Annotated in this window: 23 protein-coding genes and 1 pseudogene; 7 read left to right on the top strand and 17 right to left on the bottom strand. The window is 33.1% G+C overall.

Annotated elements, in window-relative coordinates; genetic code table 11:
* Together AC37UB_RS00375 and AC37UB_RS00370 are read right to left on the bottom strand one after the other, a co-directional pair.
* On the bottom strand, positions 1–1469 hold a 1469-nt coding region (locus AC37UB_RS00375; RefSeq protein ID WP_490685132.1), incomplete at its 3' end, for a leucine-rich repeat domain-containing protein.
* A gap of 174 nt (positions 1470–1643) precedes the next feature.
* Positions 1644–3608: a sucrose-specific PTS transporter subunit IIBC gene (locus AC37UB_RS00370; RefSeq protein ID WP_242094331.1), complete on the bottom strand. Its 1965-nt coding sequence runs from the start codon at positions 3606–3608 to the stop codon at positions 1644–1646.
* Between the two features lie 223 nt (positions 3609–3831).
* Here AC37UB_RS00370 and AC37UB_RS00365 point away from each other — a divergent pair, with 223 nt between their 5' ends.
* Both AC37UB_RS00365 and AC37UB_RS00360 read left to right on the top strand, forming a co-directional pair.
* Positions 3832–5316, top strand: a complete 1485-nt coding sequence (locus AC37UB_RS00365) for a sucrose-6-phosphate hydrolase (RefSeq protein WP_117974083.1) — start codon at positions 3832–3834, stop codon at positions 5314–5316.
* A gap of 16 nt (positions 5317–5332) precedes the next feature.
* Positions 5333–6316, top strand: coding sequence for a LacI family DNA-binding transcriptional regulator (locus AC37UB_RS00360; RefSeq protein WP_241699615.1), 984 nt, complete (start codon positions 5333–5335; stop codon positions 6314–6316).
* Positions 6317–6356: 40 nt separating this feature from the next.
* On the opposite strand, the gene AC37UB_RS00355 is transcribed toward AC37UB_RS00360, so the two are convergent.
* The 4 genes from AC37UB_RS00355 to AC37UB_RS00340 form a co-directional block, all read right to left on the bottom strand.
* Positions 6357–7067: a LutC/YkgG family protein gene (locus AC37UB_RS00355; RefSeq protein WP_117974079.1), complete on the bottom strand. Its 711-nt coding sequence runs from the start codon at positions 7065–7067 to the stop codon at positions 6357–6359.
* Positions 7060–8532, bottom strand: coding sequence for a LutB/LldF family L-lactate oxidation iron-sulfur protein (locus AC37UB_RS00350; protein WP_117974077.1), 1473 nt, complete (start codon positions 8530–8532; stop codon positions 7060–7062). The genes AC37UB_RS00355 and AC37UB_RS00350 overlap by 8 nt, the downstream gene beginning before the upstream one ends.
* Positions 8532–9290, bottom strand: a complete 759-nt coding sequence (locus AC37UB_RS00345) for a (Fe-S)-binding protein (protein ID WP_117974075.1) — start codon at positions 9288–9290, stop codon at positions 8532–8534. The genes AC37UB_RS00350 and AC37UB_RS00345 overlap by 1 nt, the downstream gene beginning before the upstream one ends.
* Positions 9291–9490: 200 nt before the next feature.
* Complete coding sequence (locus AC37UB_RS00340; RefSeq protein WP_117974073.1) at positions 9491–9682, bottom strand: hypothetical protein; 192 nt, start codon at positions 9680–9682, stop codon at positions 9491–9493.
* A gap of 328 nt (positions 9683–10010) precedes the next feature.
* Here AC37UB_RS00340 and AC37UB_RS00335 point away from each other — a divergent pair, with 328 nt between their 5' ends.
* Positions 10011–11195 (top strand): iron-containing alcohol dehydrogenase, encoded by a 1185-nt coding sequence (locus tag AC37UB_RS00335; protein WP_117974071.1) that lies wholly within the window; start codon positions 10011–10013, stop codon positions 11193–11195.
* 37 nt (positions 11196–11232) lie between these two features.
* On the opposite strand, the gene AC37UB_RS00330 is transcribed toward AC37UB_RS00335, so the two are convergent.
* From AC37UB_RS00330 to rbsR, 8 genes are all read right to left on the bottom strand, one after another.
* The gene (locus AC37UB_RS00330) at positions 11233–11952 is read right to left on the bottom strand and encodes an epoxyqueuosine reductase QueH (protein WP_241699618.1); all 720 of its coding nucleotides are present in this window, start codon (positions 11950–11952) and stop codon (positions 11233–11235) included.
* A 402-nt stretch (positions 11953–12354) separates the two neighbouring features.
* Positions 12355–12558 (bottom strand): hypothetical protein, encoded by a 204-nt coding sequence (locus AC37UB_RS00325; protein ID WP_117974067.1) that lies wholly within the window; start codon positions 12556–12558, stop codon positions 12355–12357.
* A 23-nt stretch (positions 12559–12581) separates the two neighbouring features.
* Positions 12582–12713, bottom strand: coding sequence for a VanZ family protein (locus AC37UB_RS00320; RefSeq protein WP_370448246.1), 132 nt, complete (start codon positions 12711–12713; stop codon positions 12582–12584).
* A gap of 81 nt (positions 12714–12794) precedes the next feature.
* Positions 12795–12920: a hypothetical protein gene (locus AC37UB_RS00315; RefSeq protein ID WP_255424334.1), complete on the bottom strand. Its 126-nt coding sequence runs from the start codon at positions 12918–12920 to the stop codon at positions 12795–12797.
* A gap of 117 nt (positions 12921–13037) precedes the next feature.
* A complete protein-coding gene (gene rbsU, locus AC37UB_RS00310) occupies positions 13038–13916 on the bottom strand; it encodes a ribose/proton symporter RbsU (protein WP_117974063.1) in 879 nt (292 codons plus the stop codon).
* A 31-nt stretch (positions 13917–13947) separates the two neighbouring features.
* Positions 13948–14343: a D-ribose pyranase gene (rbsD, locus tag AC37UB_RS00305; RefSeq protein WP_117974061.1), complete on the bottom strand. Its 396-nt coding sequence runs from the start codon at positions 14341–14343 to the stop codon at positions 13948–13950.
* Positions 14343–15257 (bottom strand): ribokinase, encoded by a 915-nt coding sequence (rbsK, locus tag AC37UB_RS00300; RefSeq protein WP_117974059.1) that lies wholly within the window; start codon positions 15255–15257, stop codon positions 14343–14345. Before rbsK ends, rbsD begins: the two co-directional genes overlap by 1 nt.
* Before the next feature lie 93 nt (positions 15258–15350).
* A complete protein-coding gene (gene rbsR, locus AC37UB_RS00295) occupies positions 15351–16343 on the bottom strand; it encodes a ribose utilization transcriptional repressor RbsR (RefSeq protein WP_117974057.1) in 993 nt (330 codons plus the stop codon).
* A gap of 101 nt (positions 16344–16444) precedes the next feature.
* On the opposite strand from rbsR, the gene AC37UB_RS00290 reads away from it, so the two are divergent.
* From AC37UB_RS00290 to AC37UB_RS00280, 3 genes and pseudogenes are all read left to right on the top strand, one after another.
* Entirely contained in the window at positions 16445–16642 is a 198-nt protein-coding gene (locus tag AC37UB_RS00290; protein WP_117974055.1) for a hypothetical protein, read from the top strand.
* A 294-nt stretch (positions 16643–16936) separates the two neighbouring features.
* A pseudogene (locus AC37UB_RS00285) lies at positions 16937–17299 on the top strand (helix-turn-helix domain-containing protein); the annotation flags it as partial.
* A 48-nt stretch (positions 17300–17347) separates the two neighbouring features.
* A complete protein-coding gene (locus AC37UB_RS00280; RefSeq protein ID WP_490685379.1) occupies positions 17348–17878 on the top strand; it encodes a hypothetical protein in 531 nt (176 codons plus the stop codon).
* Here the strand turns inward: AC37UB_RS00280 and AC37UB_RS00275 are convergent.
* From AC37UB_RS00275 to AC37UB_RS00265, 3 genes are read right to left on the bottom strand one after another with little or no spacing between them, the layout of a single operon-like run.
* The gene (locus AC37UB_RS00275; RefSeq protein ID WP_490685131.1) at positions 17871–18371 is read right to left on the bottom strand and encodes a hypothetical protein; all 501 of its coding nucleotides are present in this window, start codon (positions 18369–18371) and stop codon (positions 17871–17873) included. The genes AC37UB_RS00280 and AC37UB_RS00275 overlap by 8 nt on opposite strands.
* Positions 18343–18768 (bottom strand): transglutaminase-like domain-containing protein, encoded by a 426-nt coding sequence (locus tag AC37UB_RS00270; protein ID WP_490685130.1) that lies wholly within the window; start codon positions 18766–18768, stop codon positions 18343–18345. Before AC37UB_RS00270 ends, AC37UB_RS00275 begins: the two co-directional genes overlap by 29 nt.
* Positions 18769–18813: 45 nt before the next feature.
* The gene (locus AC37UB_RS00265) at positions 18814–19839 is read right to left on the bottom strand and encodes a threonine aldolase family protein (RefSeq protein WP_490685129.1); all 1026 of its coding nucleotides are present in this window, start codon (positions 19837–19839) and stop codon (positions 18814–18816) included.
* Positions 19840–20234: 395 nt separating this feature from the next.
* Here AC37UB_RS00265 and AC37UB_RS00260 point away from each other — a divergent pair, with 395 nt between their 5' ends.
* Positions 20235–20807: a hypothetical protein gene (locus AC37UB_RS00260; RefSeq protein ID WP_117974049.1), complete on the top strand. Its 573-nt coding sequence runs from the start codon at positions 20235–20237 to the stop codon at positions 20805–20807.

Raw genomic sequence — 20807 nt, 5'->3', positions numbered from 1 at the left:
ACTTCACTTGGTGTTTCTACTTCACTTGGTGTTTCTACTTCACTTGGTGTTTCTACTTCACTTGGTGTTTCTACTTCACTTGGTGTTTCTACTTCACTTGGTGTTTCTACTTCACTTGGTGTTTCTACTTCACTTGGTGTTTCCACTAAAACATTATTCTCATCAAGTTTCAAAGCATTCGTTAATTTTACTTTATCATTATCTGTTGCTACCACAAATTGAATATTATTAATATCTGTATAAGACGAAAAATTTAATGCCTCTTCAGAAACCGATAAATTTGGTGCAGAAAATGCGACTGATACTAAACTAGCAAAATCTCCACCCATAAATCCATTAGGAATCTCTTGTGTTCGGTTACCAAATGTAATGTCGGTTAATCCACTTAATTCATAAAAAGGATTTTTTCCATATGACACAACAGAATCAGGAATGGTTAAGCTTTTCAAATTAGGAATACTATAAAATGCTAAACGACCAATATGCTCGATTTTATTACCCAGAGATACTTCTTCTAATTTCAACATGTTTTTGAATGCCAAATTATCTATTTTTTCCAAGTTATTATTTAAGGCAATCTTTTTTAACCCAGTATTGTATTCAAATGCATTCTCACTAATCAACGTCACTGTATCCGGAACAACGTATTCCTTTGCATATTTATCAGCAGGATACGTGATTAATTCTGTTTGATTTTTATTAAATAATACGCCTTCATTTGATGAATACACTTGATTCTCATCATCAACTGAAATATCTTCTAGAGCAATTGCACCTGAAAAAGGAAATGCACCAATAGTGGTCACATTTTTCGGCAGATAGAATGAACGTAATTTTTTATTTGTTCTAAAAGCTCCCTCACCAATAGATGTCAATTTAGACGCTTTCGAAATATCAAAGGAAGATAAACTGTGATTAAATGTAAAAGCATTCTTTCCAATAGTTGTTACTGAGTCTGGTAAAGAAAATTGATTTAACCCTGAAAACGCAAAGGCATTATCTCCGATTGACTCCAATTGGCTTTCTTTTGGAATTGAAACAGACATTAAATTAATAGCACTATAAAACGCTTTTTCTTCTATTTTTCTAATGCTACTTGGCAACGAGAGAGTTTCAACATTTGAACCTGCTTCAGAAATCTGACCTGCCTCATCCTCATACGTTGTAAACGCAAAACTCCCTACACGAGTCACCGCATATTCTTTTCCATCAAACTCAACATATGAGGGAATGATGACATTAGTTGATAAATTAGGAATCGGCTGTTCACCATCCCCCACCTGAACTTCTAATTGACTTTCTTTATCATTAATGATTTTGTATATGACTCCTTGACTATCTTTAAAAAGTGTTGCCTGTTCCGTATCCAACATAACGACTTCATCTCTTATATCTGATGCCTCTACAACACTGCTATCTATATGACATCCAACCAAAATTAATGTACTCAATAATAAAACTTTTTTCATTCTATTCTCCTTTTTTAGGTATACCTAATTTTTTATTTTTGTTAATCTAAATTATAACGTTAGAAAGAATCAAGTCAAGTCCCTAAAGATGGATATTAAAATAAACCCTTGTATATAATAAAAAAACTTGTTATCAGGCAACCTTAGTAAGCCCAATAACAAGTATTTCTTAAATTATTCAGTTGGTTGTGTCACAACTAATAAATCTTCTTTAGCTGCTACTTCTTTTTTATTTAATGCTTCAATATTACTAAAAGCATTTGTATTAGTAACAATCATCATCACAGTAGGATCATAGCCTTTTTCTTTTAACAAGTCTAAATCAACTGTTCCTAATAAATCACCTTTTTTAACTATGTCACCACTTGTTTTTTCAGTTGTAAATCCTTCACCATTTAATTGCACTGTATCAATACCGATATGAATCAATACCTCAGCCTTTTTATCTGTCATAATACCGTACGCATGTTTTGAATCATACACAACAGTTAATTCACCATCAGCAGGGGCATACACGTTGCCATCAGTCGGAGAAATCGCAATCCCTTTCCCCATCATCTCTTGAGAAAATACCGGATCATTGACCTCTTTTAATTGAACAACTTCACCAGCAATTGGTGATTCTAACACATCATCTTGTACAGTTTTAATACTTTCCTCAGGATCTTCATTTATTTCTACTGCTGTATTAGTTGCAGCTCCAGATACAGTAGCTTCTGCAAACAGATGACCATTTTTCTTACCATATAAATAAGTTGTGATAAACGCTACAACAATGCTAATGACAATTCCTATCATGTAATAAGGAATTGATTTTGGTGCAATTGAAATGAAGCCAATCACACTAGCAGGTCCCATTGCAACAGCTAAAACATGAAAGAATCCAATAAATGTTGTTGCAACGGCTGAAGCTATCATTGCACAGATAAATGGAAACTTAAGTTTTAAGTTAACCCCAAAAATGGCTGGTTCTGTAATACCAAGTAAGGCTGAGATACTTGCTGAAGTTGCTAAGCTTTTTTGTTTCTCATTTTTTGTTAAAAACATCACGGCTAAAGCCGCCCCACCTTGAGCCACATTGGCCATAGAAGCCACTGGGAAGATAAATGAACCGCCTGTTTTAGCTACTTCTGCTAAAAGAGTCGTTTCAATAGCTGGAAAACTTTGGTGTAAACCAGTAATCACGATCGGTGAATAAAATAAACCGAATACTCCTAACCCAATTGCTCCTGTTGTATCATATAACCATACTAAACCATCAGTCAATCCATCAGATACACCACGCATGACAGGTCCTACGAACATAAACGTTAAGAACCCTGTAATAATCAATGCTAGCATCGGTGTAAACGTAAAATCAAAAGCATTTGAAATACGTTTATGGAAAAATTTTTCTAAAGTAGCTAAAATCCACGATACTGCTAAAACTGGTAAAACAGATCCTTGATAGCCAGCTTGTGCAACATCCATACCAAAAATATGCCAATAATTCATTGTACCATCTGCGATAGCATTTGCTACACCATACCCATTGACTAAATCTGGCATAACCATCGCCATCCCCATGGCCGCTCCTAGATACGGGTTACCACCAAAACGTTTGGTTGCAGAAAACCCAACTAGTATTGGTAAAAAAGCAAACGGTGCTGAAGCTAATAAATTAATAATTCCTGCATAATCTTGTAACACCGGGTACATTTGAACCACTGATTGAGGGCCAAATAACTGTTCAGCTGTTAAGACATTATTTAACGCCATCAACAAACCACCAGCAACTAACGCTGGAACAATTGGAACAAAAATATCAGATAATACTTTAATAAAGTCCATGATTGGATTTTGTTTTTTTCCAGTTGCTGCTTCTTCTTTAACTTCTGAAGTTGATACTTCTTTGACATTGGTTAAAGCAACTAATTCTTTATAGACTTTATTCACCTCACCTGCCCCAATAATAATCTGAAATTGCCCATTTACTTCAAACGTTCCTTTAACTGCATCAATATTATCTAAAGCAGCTTGATTCACTTTACCAGAATCTTTTAACACTAACCTTAAACGGGTGGCACAATGAGCGGCTGCTTGTAAGTTATCTTGCCCTAAAGCATTGTTTATCTCTTGTGCGACTTTTTTGTAATCCATTGTTTCTCCTCCTACAACATGTTTATAATGTAATCGCTTTTCTCGATTTAGATTATGTCATCTTTTCCCATAAATGTCAAACGTTTATCAAAAATATTCATGATATCTTTTTTTAATGACATTTCCTTATAAATAAAGTGCTTTTTAAATTGATATACGTTTGACAAAAAAGAATAAATACCTTACTATTTATGTGTCGAATACGCTTACTAGGAGGAACATTATGGTTTTAAAAAAAGAATGGACAACACCTGATAGATACAAAAAATATAATGATTGGGACACTGACTATATAAAAGAATTGATTACAACTGTTACTCATTCGCCATGGCGATTAGGTTATCATATCCAACCTAAAACAGGTTTATTAAATGACCCAAATGGTTTTTCTTTCTTTAATGGAAAATGGCAACTGTTTTATCAGGCCTATCCAATCGGACCTGTTCATGGGGTTAAATCGTGGGCGCATTTAACCTCTGATAACTTAATCGATTGGACGTATGAGGGTTTAGCATTAGAACCTGATACGTTTTTTGATAGTCACGGGGTTTATTCCGGATCAGCCTTACCAGTTAATGATAAATTATTACTAGCTTACACTGGAAATGTGCGTGATGATAATTGGCAACGTCGTTCTTACCAACTCGGTGCATGGATGGATACAACTAATCATATTACAAAAATCGATGAACCCTTAATTGATCATCCACCTGTTGGTTTTTCTCATGATTTTAGAGACCCACAAATTATTCCATTCAATGATGGCTATCTATTGATTATCGGTGCTCAGACAACTGATAATAAAGGAAAAGCACTAACTTATACTAGTAAAGACTTACAAAATTGGACTTTAAATGGTGAGTTAAATTTTACTAATGAACCAATGGGATACATGGTTGAATGCCCAAACCTTGTTTTTTCTAATGACAAAGCGTTGCTTATTTTCTGTCCACAAGGTTTAGATAAATCCATTTGTCATTATGATAATATCTATCCAAATATGTATATTATTGGCGATAGTTATGATTTAGAAACTAACGCCATTACTAATCCAACAGCATTAAAAAATTTAGATGAAGGGTTTGACGTATATGCCACACAAGCATTTAATAGTCCTGATGGTCGTGTCTTAGCAGTAAGTTGGATTGGTTTACCTGAAGTGAATTATCCGACAGATGACTATGGTTGGGCTCATTGCTTAAGCATAATTAAAGAGCTAATTATTAAAGATGATAAACTATATCAACTACCCGCAAAAGAAACAAAAACTTTGCGTCTAAATAGCATAAAATTACCTGAGAGCCAAACAATACATTACGATGCAAAAACAAATTGTTATGAATTAGAGATTGATTGCCATGACTCTGAAAAGGGTCAAATTAAATTAATGACTCAAGAAAATGGAGAGAACGGATTAAGTATCTCCTTTGATACAACTTGTGGTAAAATAATTATCGATCGTAGTCATATAGGGAATGGTTTTGCAAGAGAATACGGAGAAACAAGAGAGTTTTCTATTAGCCAAAAACCATTAACTCTCCAAATATTTGTAGATGAATCATTAGTGGAAGTCTTTATTAATGATGGTGAACAAGTAGCAACTGCTCGTGTCTTTCCAGAAGCTGAAGCAAATCATACATATATCACTGTTAATACCAATGTTCCTTCTTCTATCACTTATTACGAACTACGACAAACAAATAGATAAAGGAAGATAAGCATCAATGGCAATTAAATTAACAGATGTTGCAAAAAAAGCTGGCGTATCGCCAACAACTGTATCTCGTGTCATTAATAACTATGGCTCTTTAAGTCAAAAAACAATTAACAAAGTCAATCAAGCGATGAAGGAGCTAAACTATCAACCAAATAGTTTAGCCAGATCCCTTCAAGGTAAACAAACACAATTAATTGGATTAATTTTTCCAACTGTTTCTAATCCTTTTTATGGTGAATTAATTGATAAAATTGAAACGCGATTATTCGAGAAAGGTTACAAATGTATTATTTGCGACAGTGCGAATAATAAAGAAAAAGAAAGAAACTACATCAATATGCTAGCAGCAAATAAAGTAGATGGGATTATCGCTGGGGCTCACAATCTTGGTATCAAAGAATACGAGAACATTGATTTACCCATCGTCTCATTTGATCGATATTTGGCAGATGGCATTCCAATTGTTGGTAGTGACAATTTTCAAGGGGGATATTTAGCAACAGAGACCCTGTTTCTAAAAGGGGCAAGAAATATCGCTATTTTAACTGGCTCCCAACGCTCAAACTCACCAACTAATAGACGACTGAATGGGTACCTTTCGTTCATTGAAGAGCATCAATTAACGCCTAAAGTATTTAAGTTTGACCAAAGCTATCAATCAGCTGCCTTAAAAAACATCGAAATCAAACGAATTTTAGAAAACGAAGACATTGATGGGTTGTTTTGCACGGATGATTTAACAGCTATCTTAGTTTACAACCAGTGCCAACAACTAGGTATTTCGATTCCTGAAGATATGAAATTGATTGGCTACGATGGAACAAAGTTTGTCAGAACTTACTTCCCTCAACTAACCACTCTCGCGCAACCACTGACTGATTATGCCGATATCTTAATTGACTTGTTAATGCAACGAATTGATGACGTGGAGAAAAAATTAGAAGACCATTATTTTTTACCAGTTACTTTTGTACAGGGACAAACAGTTTAAAAAAAGCATGTAGAAAAATCTCTACATGCTTTTTGCTTGTCTATAAATCATTTAATACAACATAATACATTTTTAACGGGCCATGAAGTCCGACAACTAATTGCATCTCAATGTCACCAGAGTTTGATGGACCTGAAATAAAATGAATGGCAGAACCAACAGATTCACCTTTTTCAATTTTTTCAGCAAAGTAGTTGGCTGCTTGTGTTGAACGAGCCACAATGCTACTTTTTTTAATCAGTGAAATATAGTGTGTTGGTAAAAAGTGTAGTGAACGCCCTTGACCTGGTGTTGTTTCTACCACAATCGAGCCAGATTCCGCTAGCATAAAATCAGCATTAGCAATCACGACATTGGCTTCTTCTGCTTTTTTTATGTTACTATCACGAAACTCTTCTCCCTCATCCCAATAAGAAATATCAGAGCTATATTCTGTTTCTAGAAAATCTAATAACTCTTTAGAAAAACGATCATCTTTAGGTAATAAAATATTTCCATTTCCTGATTGTTCAATCAATTTTTTCAATGTATTATGTAACTCACTTGATGGAATATCTAACAACTCAGTATGAATATCTTTGACTTTTTCTTTACAAATGCCAAGTAGTTCGTCTACATTCTTATCTGATAAGTGTGTTTGTGGCAAATCATTCACGGGAATATAAGGATGTTCTGCAACATTTAAAGGCGTTGTCCCTAATTTTTCATGTAAGTTAGCTAAAAATTTATCACGATTATAAATATTAGTCATTGTCTGCACCTGCCTTATGATCTTTAAACCATTTTCTAAAGCTATCTTTGTATTTAGGTGGTCTTGGTAAATCTCTCACATCTGTCCAACCTTTTACAAGTCCAGGACCTTTATTGATAAAGCCACCAAACTGGTACATATTTGTAACGGAGGTTGGTGATTTTTTACTTAATACACCCATTCCACCATGTGCCATGTGAATCGCTGAATTGAATAAAAATGGTGAAGCAGTCCCACTACCAATAACTTTCATTTGGAAATCTTCAAATCCGTGTTTCATTTTCAAGTCATCTGTCATCACTTTACGGTGTTCAATTAATAATTCATGTAACGGAATCTTAACAGGGCAGGTTTCTGTACAAGCACCACACAAACTTGATGCATAAGGTAATTCACCAAACTGTTTGTATCCACCTAATACTGGAGATAAGACAGCACCAATTGGACCTGGATAAATAGACCCATAACCATGTCCACCGATATGACGATAAACAGGACACACATTCAAACATGACCCGCAACGAATGCATTGTAGGACTGGTTGGAAAGCTGTTCCTAACGCATTTGAACGACCATTATCCACGATGATCACGTGGAAGTCTTCTGGTCCATCTGATTCATCTGCTCGTTTTTGTCCAGCAAACGTCACATAAGTCGTTAAACTTTGACCAACCGCACTTCGAGCCAATAAGTTATCCAACACTTCTGCTTCTTTCATCGTTGGAACAATTCGTTCCATTCCCATTAAGACAATTTGTGTTTTCGGAATACTAATCGTCAAATCAGCATTTCCTTCATTTGTATCCAAATTAATCATACCACTATCAGCAATTGCAAAGTTACAACCTGTAATCCCAACTTCTGCTTCAAGGAAAAATTTTCTCATGACTTCACGAGCACACCTAGCTAAATTTACTGGATCATTATCCCCTTTGTAGCCAAGTTTTTTCTCAAAGACCGCACGAATTTGTTCTCTATTTTTATGAATACTTGGAAACACAATATGTGATGGTTCATCCCAATCATCCATTTGTAAAATAAATTCTGCTAAGTCAGTTTCCATGACACTCACGCCATCAAGTGTTAACAGCATAGGATCAACATCGACTTCTGTTGTGACCATTGATTTTGATTTAACAATTTTTTTTGCTTTTTTATCTAAGACGATTTGTTTAACGTACTCATTAGCTTCTTCTGCTGTTTGAGCAAAATAAACGTGCCCACCTTGTTTGGCAACATTATCACTAAATTGCTCCAAATAGTCTGGCAAATAAGCAATCGTATGTTGTCTGATACTCTCACCTAACTCGCGCCACTCTTGCCAATTACCTAATTTGTCACGAGCACCTTCACGTTTTACCCATTGAGCATCCTGAGCTTTAGCTACGGCCTGTTGCATGAAGACATCTTTTTTACTATCTTCTAATCGCTCTTTAAATGGTTTTGTACTTGTTGTTAATCCCATTAGTTTGCCACCCCGCTAGATAATTGAATTCGACTAGTATCGACATTTGAATTTAATATTTCTGCGATGTGCATGATTTTAATCGGATTACCATCTCGGTTAAACTTACCACCAATATTCATCAAGCATCCCATATCAGCACTAATTAAAGTATCAGCACCTGTATTAATGACATCGTTCATTTTTTCTGTCACCATTTGCTCAGATATCTCTGGCATCTTGACGGAGAAAGTTCCACCAAAACCACAACAATTTTCAATATGGCCTAATGGAATCATTTCTAACCCTTCAACATTATCCAATAATACAAATGGTGCTTCCCTTTCACCTAACAGACGTGTCATGTGACAAGAACGATGATAGGTTGCTTTACCTTCATAACACGCACCTACATCTGTTAGTCCTAATACCCGGTAAATAAACTGACTAAATTCGTATGTTTTCTCTGCTAATTCAACTGCTTTAGGATAATACACCTCATCATCCTTCAACAACTCTGGATACTCACGTAACATCCCCACGCAAGACCCTGCTCCACCTACTACGTAATCTGAGTTTTCAAATGCTTCTAATTGATTAATGAGTGTTGCTTTGCTCTTCTTTTCATAACCACTATTAAACGTTGGTTGACCACAGCAAATTTGTTTTTCTGGAAAATCGACCTCACATCCTAATCGTTCTAGTACCTCTACCATGGCTATTCCAACATTTGGAAACATTAAATCGACGACACAGCTGGTAAATATGCTTACTCTCATTCTGATTCCTCCAAACAACAACTTATTTTTTTAATACAACTTTATTTTACTACTTTCAGACTAATTCAAACACTTTCACAAACAATTTTTTACTGTTTCTGTACTATTTTTATAAGTAATTCATCATTTTTCCTATACCAACAACAACGAGGCATAAAACGATTGTGTATAAAAGACAATAAAACATCGCTTTTTTAAGGCTAATTCATAACGCCTCCCAGACCATCTGTGATACTATGCACAAAAGAGAACCCAAAACCCACTATGCTCAAAATAATCGTGCCGACAAATCCAATCATACAAGCTAAATCTCCTCGTATATGAAAAACACCCAATGATAACATCAGCCATACTATCGGAATAATAGCGACAAAATGTTTCAATAAATCCATGTTATACCTTCCATTTTCAATTTAGAATACACAAAAACTAAATAAAAGACACCTACTATCCTAATAATAGGTATAAAAGAATAAAAATAACCTAATAAACAAGATAAAAAATAAATAATATAACTATTTAAACTTTAACATATTAAAAAGTTAAATAAATACATCTTTTTTATTTTTATAAATTTAACTAATTAATACATCATTATATAAAACACTTTAATGCCTATATAATAGTTAAAAACTTAATCATAATATAAGCCAAAAGAGTATATTATTGACAAATCTTTCCAAAAATAAGACAATATCATAATAGAAATGGGGAATATTGATGAAGAATTTTAATTTTCACGCACAAACCAACATTTTATTTGGAAAAAATCAAATTAACCAATTACCAACTGTATTAAAGCAATATGGAAAAACTGTATTATTGACTTATGGTGGTGGTAGTATTAAGCGAAATGGATTATACGATGATATTTACCGCTTAATTGGAACGGACACTAAAATCATCGAATTAGGTGGCATCGAGCCAAATCCTAGACTTAGTACTGTTATAAAAGGTGTTGACCTTTGTAAAGAAAATAATGTTGATGTTATTTTATCTGTTGGAGGAGGTTCAACAATTGATTGCTCCAAAGCAATTGCTGCAGGTGTATTCTACGATGGAAACCCTTGGGACTTCGTTGTTAACAATGAGATTAAGTTGACAAACGCTTTACCCATTGTGACAATATTAACGATCGCCGCAACAGGTTCAGAAATGAATGGGGGAGCAGTTATCACAAATGAAGAAACAAAAGAAAAATTAGGTTTCCATACACGCCTGGTCACACCCAAAGTATCAATTTTAGATCCCACTTACACATTCTCTGTTCCAACCTATCAAACAATGGCTGGTTCAGCAGATATTTTTAGTCATTTAATTGAAAATTATTTTAATCAAACACCAGATACCATGGTTCAAGACGGCATTGCTGAAGGCTTAATGAGAACAGTGTTGCATTACACGCCAACAGCTTTAACCGATCCAACAAACTATGAAGCTCGCGCTAATTTAATGTGGGCAAGCTCTTTAGCACTTAATGGTTTAACTGGAAATGGAAAAACTGGCGTTTGGTCATGTCACCCAATGGAACATGAATTAAGTGCCTATTACGATATTACTCATGGTATTGGTTTAGCTATCTTAACACCAAGATGGATGGAACACGTCTTAAATGATGACACAGTCGAACGTTTCGCTTTATACGGACACCGTGTGTTTGATTTAGAGCTAAATGACGACCTATACATCATAGCAAAAGAAGCCATTAAACAAACTTATGACACTTTTGTTAAGTGGGGCGTTCCAATGACCTTACCAGAAGTCGGTATAGATGACTCGCTCTTAAATGAAATGGCTGAACAATCAGTGAAGCATTCAAATATCAGCACAAAAGCCTATGTACCACTTAGCGCTGATGATGTATTAGCTATCTATACTGACTCATTAACACCTATGACATTTTAAATAAAAAAGCATTTCTCGAGAAAAAGAGAAATGCTTTTTATAATTCAGCTTCTTTTAAATACTGCTTTGCTTCTTTATTGATGTTTTTTAAATCTATCCCTTGCTGTTTAGCAGCAAAAACACACCCACAATAACATTGACGATAAACATCGTATTCTCTACATAATTCAATTGATCTTTGATAGCCACCTCTTTTTTTAAAATCACTTGGCAAATAATTGACGTCATAAATCTTTTGAATGTCTAATCCAATTTCATTAATCAGTTGAGCATTTTTCTTTGGAGAAATCGTTAAGGCACTACCGAAATAATCAAATCCTCTTTTTTGCGCTTCTTCAGCCACTAGGTCTAATCTCATCTGAAAACAACTCGTACACCTTTTTCCACCTTCTGGCTCAGATGTTAATCCCTGTTTAGTCATTATTTTAATGAATTCATTTGGTTCGTAATCAGCTTCGATAAACGCCACTTCTTTATGATACTCACGATTAAATGTTTCTACAAACTCCTGTTGAACCATCGCTCGCCTTTTATATTCACTCTCAGGATAAATATTGGAGTTGGCAAAGTATATCGTGACATCTGCGTAATCCGTTAAAAACTCTAATGTGTAGGTACTGCATGGTGCACAACAACTGTGTAGCAATATCGTTGGACGTGTTTCCTCTTTTTGCCATGTTTGAATTAACTTTAACAACACACTATCATAATTGATTGTTTGATTTTTCAAGTTACTTATAATATCCATCGAATCCATCACTAATACTCCTCTATTGTATCTATTTTATTTTATTATAGCAAAGTTACATGTTTTGTTGCTATATGAGTGATGTGTTGAAAGTCATACCCATTCTTTTTGTCAGAAAAAACTCATTATCGGATAGTTGACAACTAACTATTCATTAATCTTTATAAATAAGAATAGTTTTCTCAAAGCCTTCTTCTATACACGAGTTGGTTCAATAACTTTTTCTACTAAAACTATTTTTAATATTTCACTATCTTCATAAAAAAGAAACCCTACAAATAAGATTTCTTTTTTAATTTTGAGGTAGACCTTTTCAGAGTCATAATGTTGTCGTCTGTAATACATGGTAAGTCTACAGCACGACATAACGTCATTTATGTTTACCTAATGATAAAACAACTAATTATTAGGTTAACTATTTAAAAGCCCAAAGAAATTTTTTTCAATAAGAGAGTTGAAATTTTTAAGAGAAAGCTCTTCATTATCACTAATTTTATCTAAAATATTTTCTTTACTTTTAATATAAAAATAGAATTTTTTTTCATGTTCAAAGCTAAGGCAGTATTCATTAAATGGTGTTAAAATTTCAATATCAAAATTTTTAATCTCTCTCAATGTATTTTCTTTAAATCCTAATTTTATATTAAAAGACCAGTAATTCCTCCTAATGTATTAGTTATCATGTCAGTAATATCTGTCGCTCCTAAACCAAAAATAATTGGTAACACTTCTATTCCAAGTGAGAATAAAAAATAAGCATTCTTTTTTATTATTAATTCCTAACAGTCCACCAAAAGGGATGAAAATAATGACCTTGTTAATGATTTCTGATAAATCTGTTCTTTGGTTAACTATGACTGATTATTGAATTGAATCATTAAGTCATCAAATGATAATGAAAACTTAAATAATAATACCCAAATTAAACTAATGATATATCCTATAAATAAAACTTTTTCCTTTTTACTATCTCTCATATTTCCACCTCTAATCATCTATCTAACCTTATTAGAAAACGAATCATCCCAAAGTCTTAATGAATGTTAACTGATAAACATGAAAAAAGGCCTTCACGAAGAAGGCCTTGAAACTAATTATACAATAACTGTTAATGTTGCCGCTAATAAAATAAGGATAAGCCCAACAATGGTTATTTTCATCTCTTTTGATGTTTTCTTTTGTCCTAAGAACCAAATACCTGTTAAAGTCGCTAATACAACAGATGTTTGGGATAATATGAATCCTGTTGCTAATCCATTCATACTAGGTTGAGCTGATATTAAATATGTTAAAGCTGCAAAAGCAAAGAAAAATCCTGAAATAATTTGTTTATAAGATACTACTTGAGTCAATGCATTTTCTTTTTCTTTTATAGCGATAACTAAACTATAAACAACCGCCACAATCACCATTCCAATGGCTTGTGGTAAGAATGCATTCATTCCTGTAATGCTTGTTTCTTGCGGTGCTGCTGAGTATAACCAATAACCAATTTCACCAACTGCTAAAATAATCACAGCTTTCTTAATGTTACTAGAATTAGCACTGTCTTTTTTTTCAGACCACACTGTAAACCTTGCACCAATGATAATTAATACAAGAGCTAAAGCACCTATCAATTTATCCGTTATTGTTGGCCAGTTTCCTAAATGAACCACTCCCCATAAAGAAGCAACAATTAATTGAAATGCTGTTGTGATAGGCATCGCTCTTGATGAACCAACTAATTCAAATGATTTAAATGTTAAAATTTGTGCACTTGCCCAACCAATCCCTGATACGATACCTAATGTTAAATCCATGCCAGTTGGCAATGTTAAATCATTAGCAAAAAATAAAATGATGGCAAAAATTAATGTTCCAAGCGTTGATCCAACAATTTGATTAACTGGTTTGCCACCAATTTTTGATGCAATAGTTGGGTATAATCCCCAACCTAGTAATGGTCCTAACCCTATTAGTAAAGCTGTCATATTTACAAAATCCTCCTGGTAAAATTTCTAATTAAAATGTTACGCCACTTTCAAGTAAGATATTCGCATAAGGTGTCATTTCACCAGTTCGAATAAACGCATGTGTCTCGTTCAATTTTTGTTTCATGTTACTATGTGGGATAAATTCAATCGGCGTGTCAGTAAAACGTTCTTCAATACGTTTTAAAATACTTGGATTAGCCTCTTTTATCTCCTCTGCCAAATAAATCTTTTGAACTTCTAATTCTTCTAATACATTATCCAAAACGTCAAGAAAACTAGGGATACCATTTGTAACAGCTAAATCAATTTTTTCTGTTCCAAATGGGACTGGCATACCAGCATCTCCAATACTTAATAAATCGAAATGACCCATTTTCGAAATAACTCTTGATATATCACTATTAATAACTGCTGACTTTTTCATTATTTTATCTCCTTTATTTCATTTTCAAAAGGTATTGATGGCTGTGCTCCATAGCGTTGCACGGTTAGGGATGATGCTTTATTTCCATAATCAATGGCTTCTTCAATATTAGAAAAATCTTTTTCTAATCGACTAGCAAAAGCTCCTATAAAAGTATCCCCTGCTGCTGTTGTATCAACTGCTTTTACCTTATAAGCTGACACAAAACCTGATTGATCGCCAAAATTATAGTAGGCACCACGACTTCCTAACGTGATAATTACTAACTCAACACCTAGTTCTTGTAATTTTTTTGCAGCTAATTCAATTGATTGGTCATCATCTAAAGAGATTCCAGTAATTAATTCTGTTTCTGTTTCATTTGGAATAATGATATCTGTTAACTTAAGAAGTTCGTCAGAAATATTTTTGACTGCTGGTGCTGGATTTAAAATCGTTTTAACTCCTGCTTCTTTTGCCAGTTGAAAAGCTCTGAATGTCCCACTGATAGCACTTTCAAACTGTGCAATTAAAAAATCGCTTGTCTCAATTACTTGTTTGTAATCTTCCACTAAATTTTCAGTAACATGATTATTTGCACCTGCATAAATCATAATACTATTTTCGCCAGATTCGTCAACCGTTATAAATGCTTGACCTGTTGATTCATTATCAATTGTTTTAATACCTGATACATTTATTTCTTCACCTTCAAGCAATTCAAACATGACTTTGCCTGCTGCATCATTACCAATGGCACCAATAAAACTAGTGTTAGCTCCAGATCGTTTACTAGCTACTCCTTGATTGGCTCCTTTACCACCACCTGCAGTAAAATGTTCAATCGCATGAATGGTTTCACCAGGTTTAGGCATTTCTTTAACTCTTAACGTTGTATCTAGATTAATACTTCCAATAACAGTAACATGATTCATTATAAGTTCCTCCTATTTTTTCTTATTAAAACGTTTTAGTAAAACGTTTTAATTTTGTCTTCGAAAAAAATATAGCACACTTTGAAATAGTTTTCAAGTGTGTGCTACCGATAATCTTTGAATTAACTGAACGGGTAAAACTATTTCAGTCTCATCCATTTCAGGATGCTCTATACGTTGAATTAATGTATTGGCTGTCTTTTGACCAAGTTCAAAAATAGGCTGTGACACTGTTGTCAATGACGGAGAAATATACGAACTCATTTCTATATCATCATAACCTACTACGCTATAATCATCTGGTATTTTTTTGCCACAATCACTTAATCCCGCATAGACACCAAAGGCTATTTCATCATTTGCCGCAAAAATAGCCGTTGCCTCCGTAAGTAAAATATCTGATACTCGTTTTTTTCCACTTGATTTTGTTAAATCCGTCGCAAAATAAATAACATCGCCCAAAAAATTAGCTGAAAATCCTTCTAATCGTTTTAAAATATTTTGGCTAGATGATTCTGGAAATAGTACAGCAACAATACGGTGCTCCAAATCATTTAAAAGATTAGCTACCAATTTCCCACCTAAATAATCATCTGTCTTTATAGAATCTTTTATCTGACTCGTTGATTGCCTATCTAGCTCAATAACTGGGATATTTTTTAAAGCTTCTTGTTTAACTAGTTCACCCATAGATACCCCAGAACTTGCGACAATCAGACCATCTACTCCTCGGTGGTTTAACGCTTCCAATGCTTTAATGCCCTTCTCATCATCTGTATCGACATTACATAGAATAGTCATAAAATCAGATTTAAATAACACCTCTTCTATTCCTTTTACTAAAGTAGCGAAAAAAGGATTGGTGATATCTGGTACAATAATTCCAATTGTCTGGCTTTTTTTCATCACCATTCGTCTAGCAAAATAATCTGGCGCATACCCCAGATCATCTCTTGCTTTAAAAACTTTTTTCACCGTATCAGGATGAAATTGACGATACTTTCCATTTAAAATTTGAGACACTGTCGTGATGGATACTCCTGATTGTTTTGCTACATCTTTTATTGTAATCTTCTTTTTGGTCATACTATTCTTCCTTTATCTTTAAGCTAATTAATCAATATAATTGTTATTATACCTTAAAATATGATACCCTTTGTAGTATATAAATTTAAGGAGATTTTTTAATGGGATGTCATTGTAAAAAAAGTTTACCATCAAAAATATTAATTGCTACTTCACTAATCATTATGACATTATTTAATAATACGTCATACAGTCAAATGGTTTTTAAAATTGGTGGTATGATCCAAATCATTGGTATCATATGGTTTATTATTATGTATGTTTTAAATAGAACAACTACATGTAAAGTTAAACAGTAGATAGTAGCATTTACTCATTAGTAAATGCTTTTTTGTCAAACTATTTTTTAGGATGACTCATGTTAATATATTCTTCATACGTCATCCCGTATTTGACACTCTCCACTAAAGGTTCTTCTTTAAAGTGAAAATAATAATCTTTTCCCCATGGTTTCATCCCAATTTTTTGCGTAACTTTCCCTGAGCTACTATTATCCTTATGATGGGTAGCATAAACAACTTTTCACTTCAAATCTTCAAAGGCTATTTTGTGATTTTTCCATATACTTCACTCCCATCACACTTTTAGCAAGATTGGTCAAATTTTTTTCATTTACCTATGATACACTTTTACTAGAAAAGGAGGTCATCTTAATAAATTACTCCCACTACATCAAACGAGCGATTTCCTATATTCAACAACACTTAAATAAAGACTTAACACTTACTATAATTTCTGACTACATTGGGTACTCAAGTTATCATTTTCATCGGTTATTTAAAAAAGAAACAGGGCTATCTCTGTATGACTATATCCAACAACAACGTTTAATACAAGCTTCTATGCTCTTAAAATACACCAATCTACCTATTTTAGAGATAGCCTATCAATCAAAATTTCAGTCACAAGAAAGTTTTACACGTGCTTTTAAAAAAACATTTCAATTACCACCAAAAAAGTATCGCACACTTAATCAAATCATAACACGTAAAGGAGAGATTTTTATGTCACAACAATCATCTAATATTAATGGTTGGTTTAAATCAGGTTCAGCTAGTGAAAAATACGATATGACCATTGACAATTCTGTTTTACATATTAATCCACAGTCAGCTAAATTGTTTTCTATAGTAGATAATTTCGAAGAAGAAGAGTTTGGGACTATCATGCAACAATTTAAGGCCCAATCGTTTATTGGAAAACGTGTAAAATTTTCTGCCTTTTTAAAAACAGAATTACTTACAGGTTCAGCTGGTCTGTGGGTAAGAGTGGATTCAAAATATTATGATATGCTTGCTTTTGACAATATGAAAGATCGATTAATTACCAATACTACTGACTGGAATTTTTATTCATGCGTACTTGACGTCCCTACCCAAGCAGATATTATCAATATTGGTATTTTATTACTAGGCGAAGGCCAGGTTTGGATTGATTCTTGTCAATTTCAAGAAGTTTCCTTAACAGAAAACACCACAGAAATATCACCTAGTCAATTTGTTCCTGATTTTCCTGAACACCTAGATTTTAGCTAGGTGTTCTTTTTTCTTTCACTAATTGTTTTGATATCCTCAATACTTCCTTCATTTCAAATGAATCCAGCCGCGTATCTTTTTCTTGCCCATAAACAATTGTTTCATATTGCTTTGTTAATTGACTAAATTTATTTCTTATTTTAGGTATATTAGTAGTCACATTTTTGGCATACTGACTTAGAGAAATACTTTCTTCTCTCTTTAATATAAGAGTCATCTGTCTTAATAACAATGAATACACTTTAGTAAAGGGCCAATGTAATATTTTTATGACCATCCACAAACTAATAACATATCTATATTTCCAGAACAGTACCAAGCCAATTATTACGACAATTAATAAAATAATCTTTATAATAAGCATCAAAATACGTTGGTTATTATCAAAAAAAGTTGTTAATCTCATCCAGGTGGTTTCTTTATTATTTAAATCATTATTTTCTAATTTTTCTTCTCTAGACTGACTAGTAGGCAATTGGTTTACTGTCAGCATTTTTCTCACTAGAAGAAGGCGTAGGTGCAGTCTCTTCTATAGTGTTATTATCCACTGTAGCCTGAGTTCTTGTAAAGCTTGGCGTTGGTTCAAAGGGAACCCAATCACTTCCTTCAAAATACACTTCTACCCAAGAATGCGCATCTGAATTTCGAATATTATAAATGGTTTCTTCTTGTATTTTTTCTCTTATCGCTCCTTGACTAAATCCTTTCACCCAGCGAGTTGGAATACCAATACTTCTTAACATGACATTCATAACGGTTGAATAATTATCACAATACCCTATCTTTGACTCAAACAAAAAATAGTCAACATAATCTCGACCTTCAGGTGTATGTCTTGCAGCTGATTTTGAATAATTATATTCTGCTGACATTTTCAGATAGGTTTCCACTAAATAAAAATTGTGAGGTGATCTTAATCACCTCACAATTTTTATTTATAAGTAACTTATTAACTCATCTACATTTTTTTCTAATGTGCCCCAACTTGTTGCAAATCTAACAACCATACGATCATTATCATATTTTTCCCATATTGCAAAAGACACATGCTGTTTTAATTTGTCTACTTGATCATTTGTCATAATAATAAATTGTTGATTCGTAGGAGAATCAAAAAATAACTCGTAACCTCTGTCTAAAAAAGCTTGCTTTATTTTTAAAGACATAGCAACAGCATGTTGACTAATATCAAAATATAAATTATTTGTAAATAGTTCCAAAAACTGAACCCCTAATAATCGTCCTTTTGCAAGTAGTGCACCATGTTGTTTTACAGTAGAAATAAAGTGTTTTGGTTCATTATTTTTAGTAAACACAACTGCTTCACCACATAACGCACCAATTTTTGTTCCACCGATATAAAACACATCCGAAAATCGAGCGATATCTTGAATTGTTACCTCTGATTCTTCACTAACCAAACCATATCCTAGTCGTGCCCCATCAATGAATAATGGCAACTGGTTGTCATGACAAACTCTTGATAAATCTTCTAACTCTTCATATGTATAAAGAGTCCCATATTCTGTTGGAAAAGAAATATAGACCATACCAGGTAAAACCATATGTTCTTTAGTCTCATCTGCATTAAAGACTTCTAGATACTCTTTAACAGAATGAGCAGATATCTTTCCATTTACTGATGGTAACGTCAATACCTTATGACCACTATATTCAATGGCACCAGCTTCTCTTACATTAATATGACCAGTCTCAGGTGCTATAACACCCTCAAACTTATTCAACAATGCATCAATCACTATTTGGTTTGTCTGTGTTCCACCAACTAAAAAATGAACGGAGGCATCTTGACACTCTATCACTTCTTTTATATTTTCAATTGCTTGTTTTGTGAAGGAGTCAGAGCCATAACCGTATTCCTGTTCCATATTTGTTTCTATTAAACGTTGTAATACTTTTTCATGAGCTCCCTCAAGATAATCATTCGCAAATGATATCATCCAAATACCTCCAGTCGTTTTTTATCAAACTTTTTTATTTTTTATATTTAATAATATACGGTTTTTTTATCCATTTTTTATCAAAATAGTTATTTTATTGTTTTTTTATTTATAAAAAAACAAACATAAGAAAAATTCTAATAAATATTAATAGTATATTAAGTTATTTGACACATTAAGTCAAATAATTTTCTAAAACAATTCTAAAAAAAGAAGATAAATATTAGATATAGACACATTATACTATCTTTTTTTATAAAAAATGATGTTTTATGAGTTTTAAACAACTGTTTAGTATTTACAACGCCAACAATATATGATAAATAAATATATAGTTCATTATATGTTTATTATTATGTTATATAATATAATGACATAATAAAGGAGAATTGAAAATGATTAGCACACAACGTTCAACAAAACAAATAGCTTACTTAACAATAGCTATTGCTGCAAATACGGTACTAGGTTCTATTATCACCTTTTCAGGGGTTCCTTTTTTATTTCTAGATTCCATTGGAACAATTTTTATTTCAACACATTTCAAATTAAAATATGGTCTACTCACCGCTGTTAGTACTCACTGTTTATTATCTGTCATCCATGGACCACTGGCCTTACCTTTTATGTTAGTTAGTCTATCCATTGCAATCGTTTCACACTGTTTCAAATCATTTATTCATTCTTATAAAAAAGCTATCCTAGCTGGAATTATTATTGCTATTGTGGGTGCTCTTTTTAGCACGCCTATTCGAATTCTTTTGTATGGTGGATTTAAAGGAATGCAAAAATCTGTTAGTGATTTATTTTTTATCATGTTTAATCACTCAGGTTTTACTTATTTTTCATCTGTGTACTTTAGTACTTTTATTGATTTAGTTGGTGATAAAGTCATTTCATGTTTACTCATTACATATTTAATCAACCTAGCTCCGTTAAAAAAATATATAAGAAAAATTAACTGGTGA

This window comes from Vagococcus changpingensis (genome assembly GCF_058211775.1).
The sequence above is the reverse complement of the archived record's forward strand: the minus strand, read 5'-3'. Positions and strand labels throughout refer to the sequence as shown.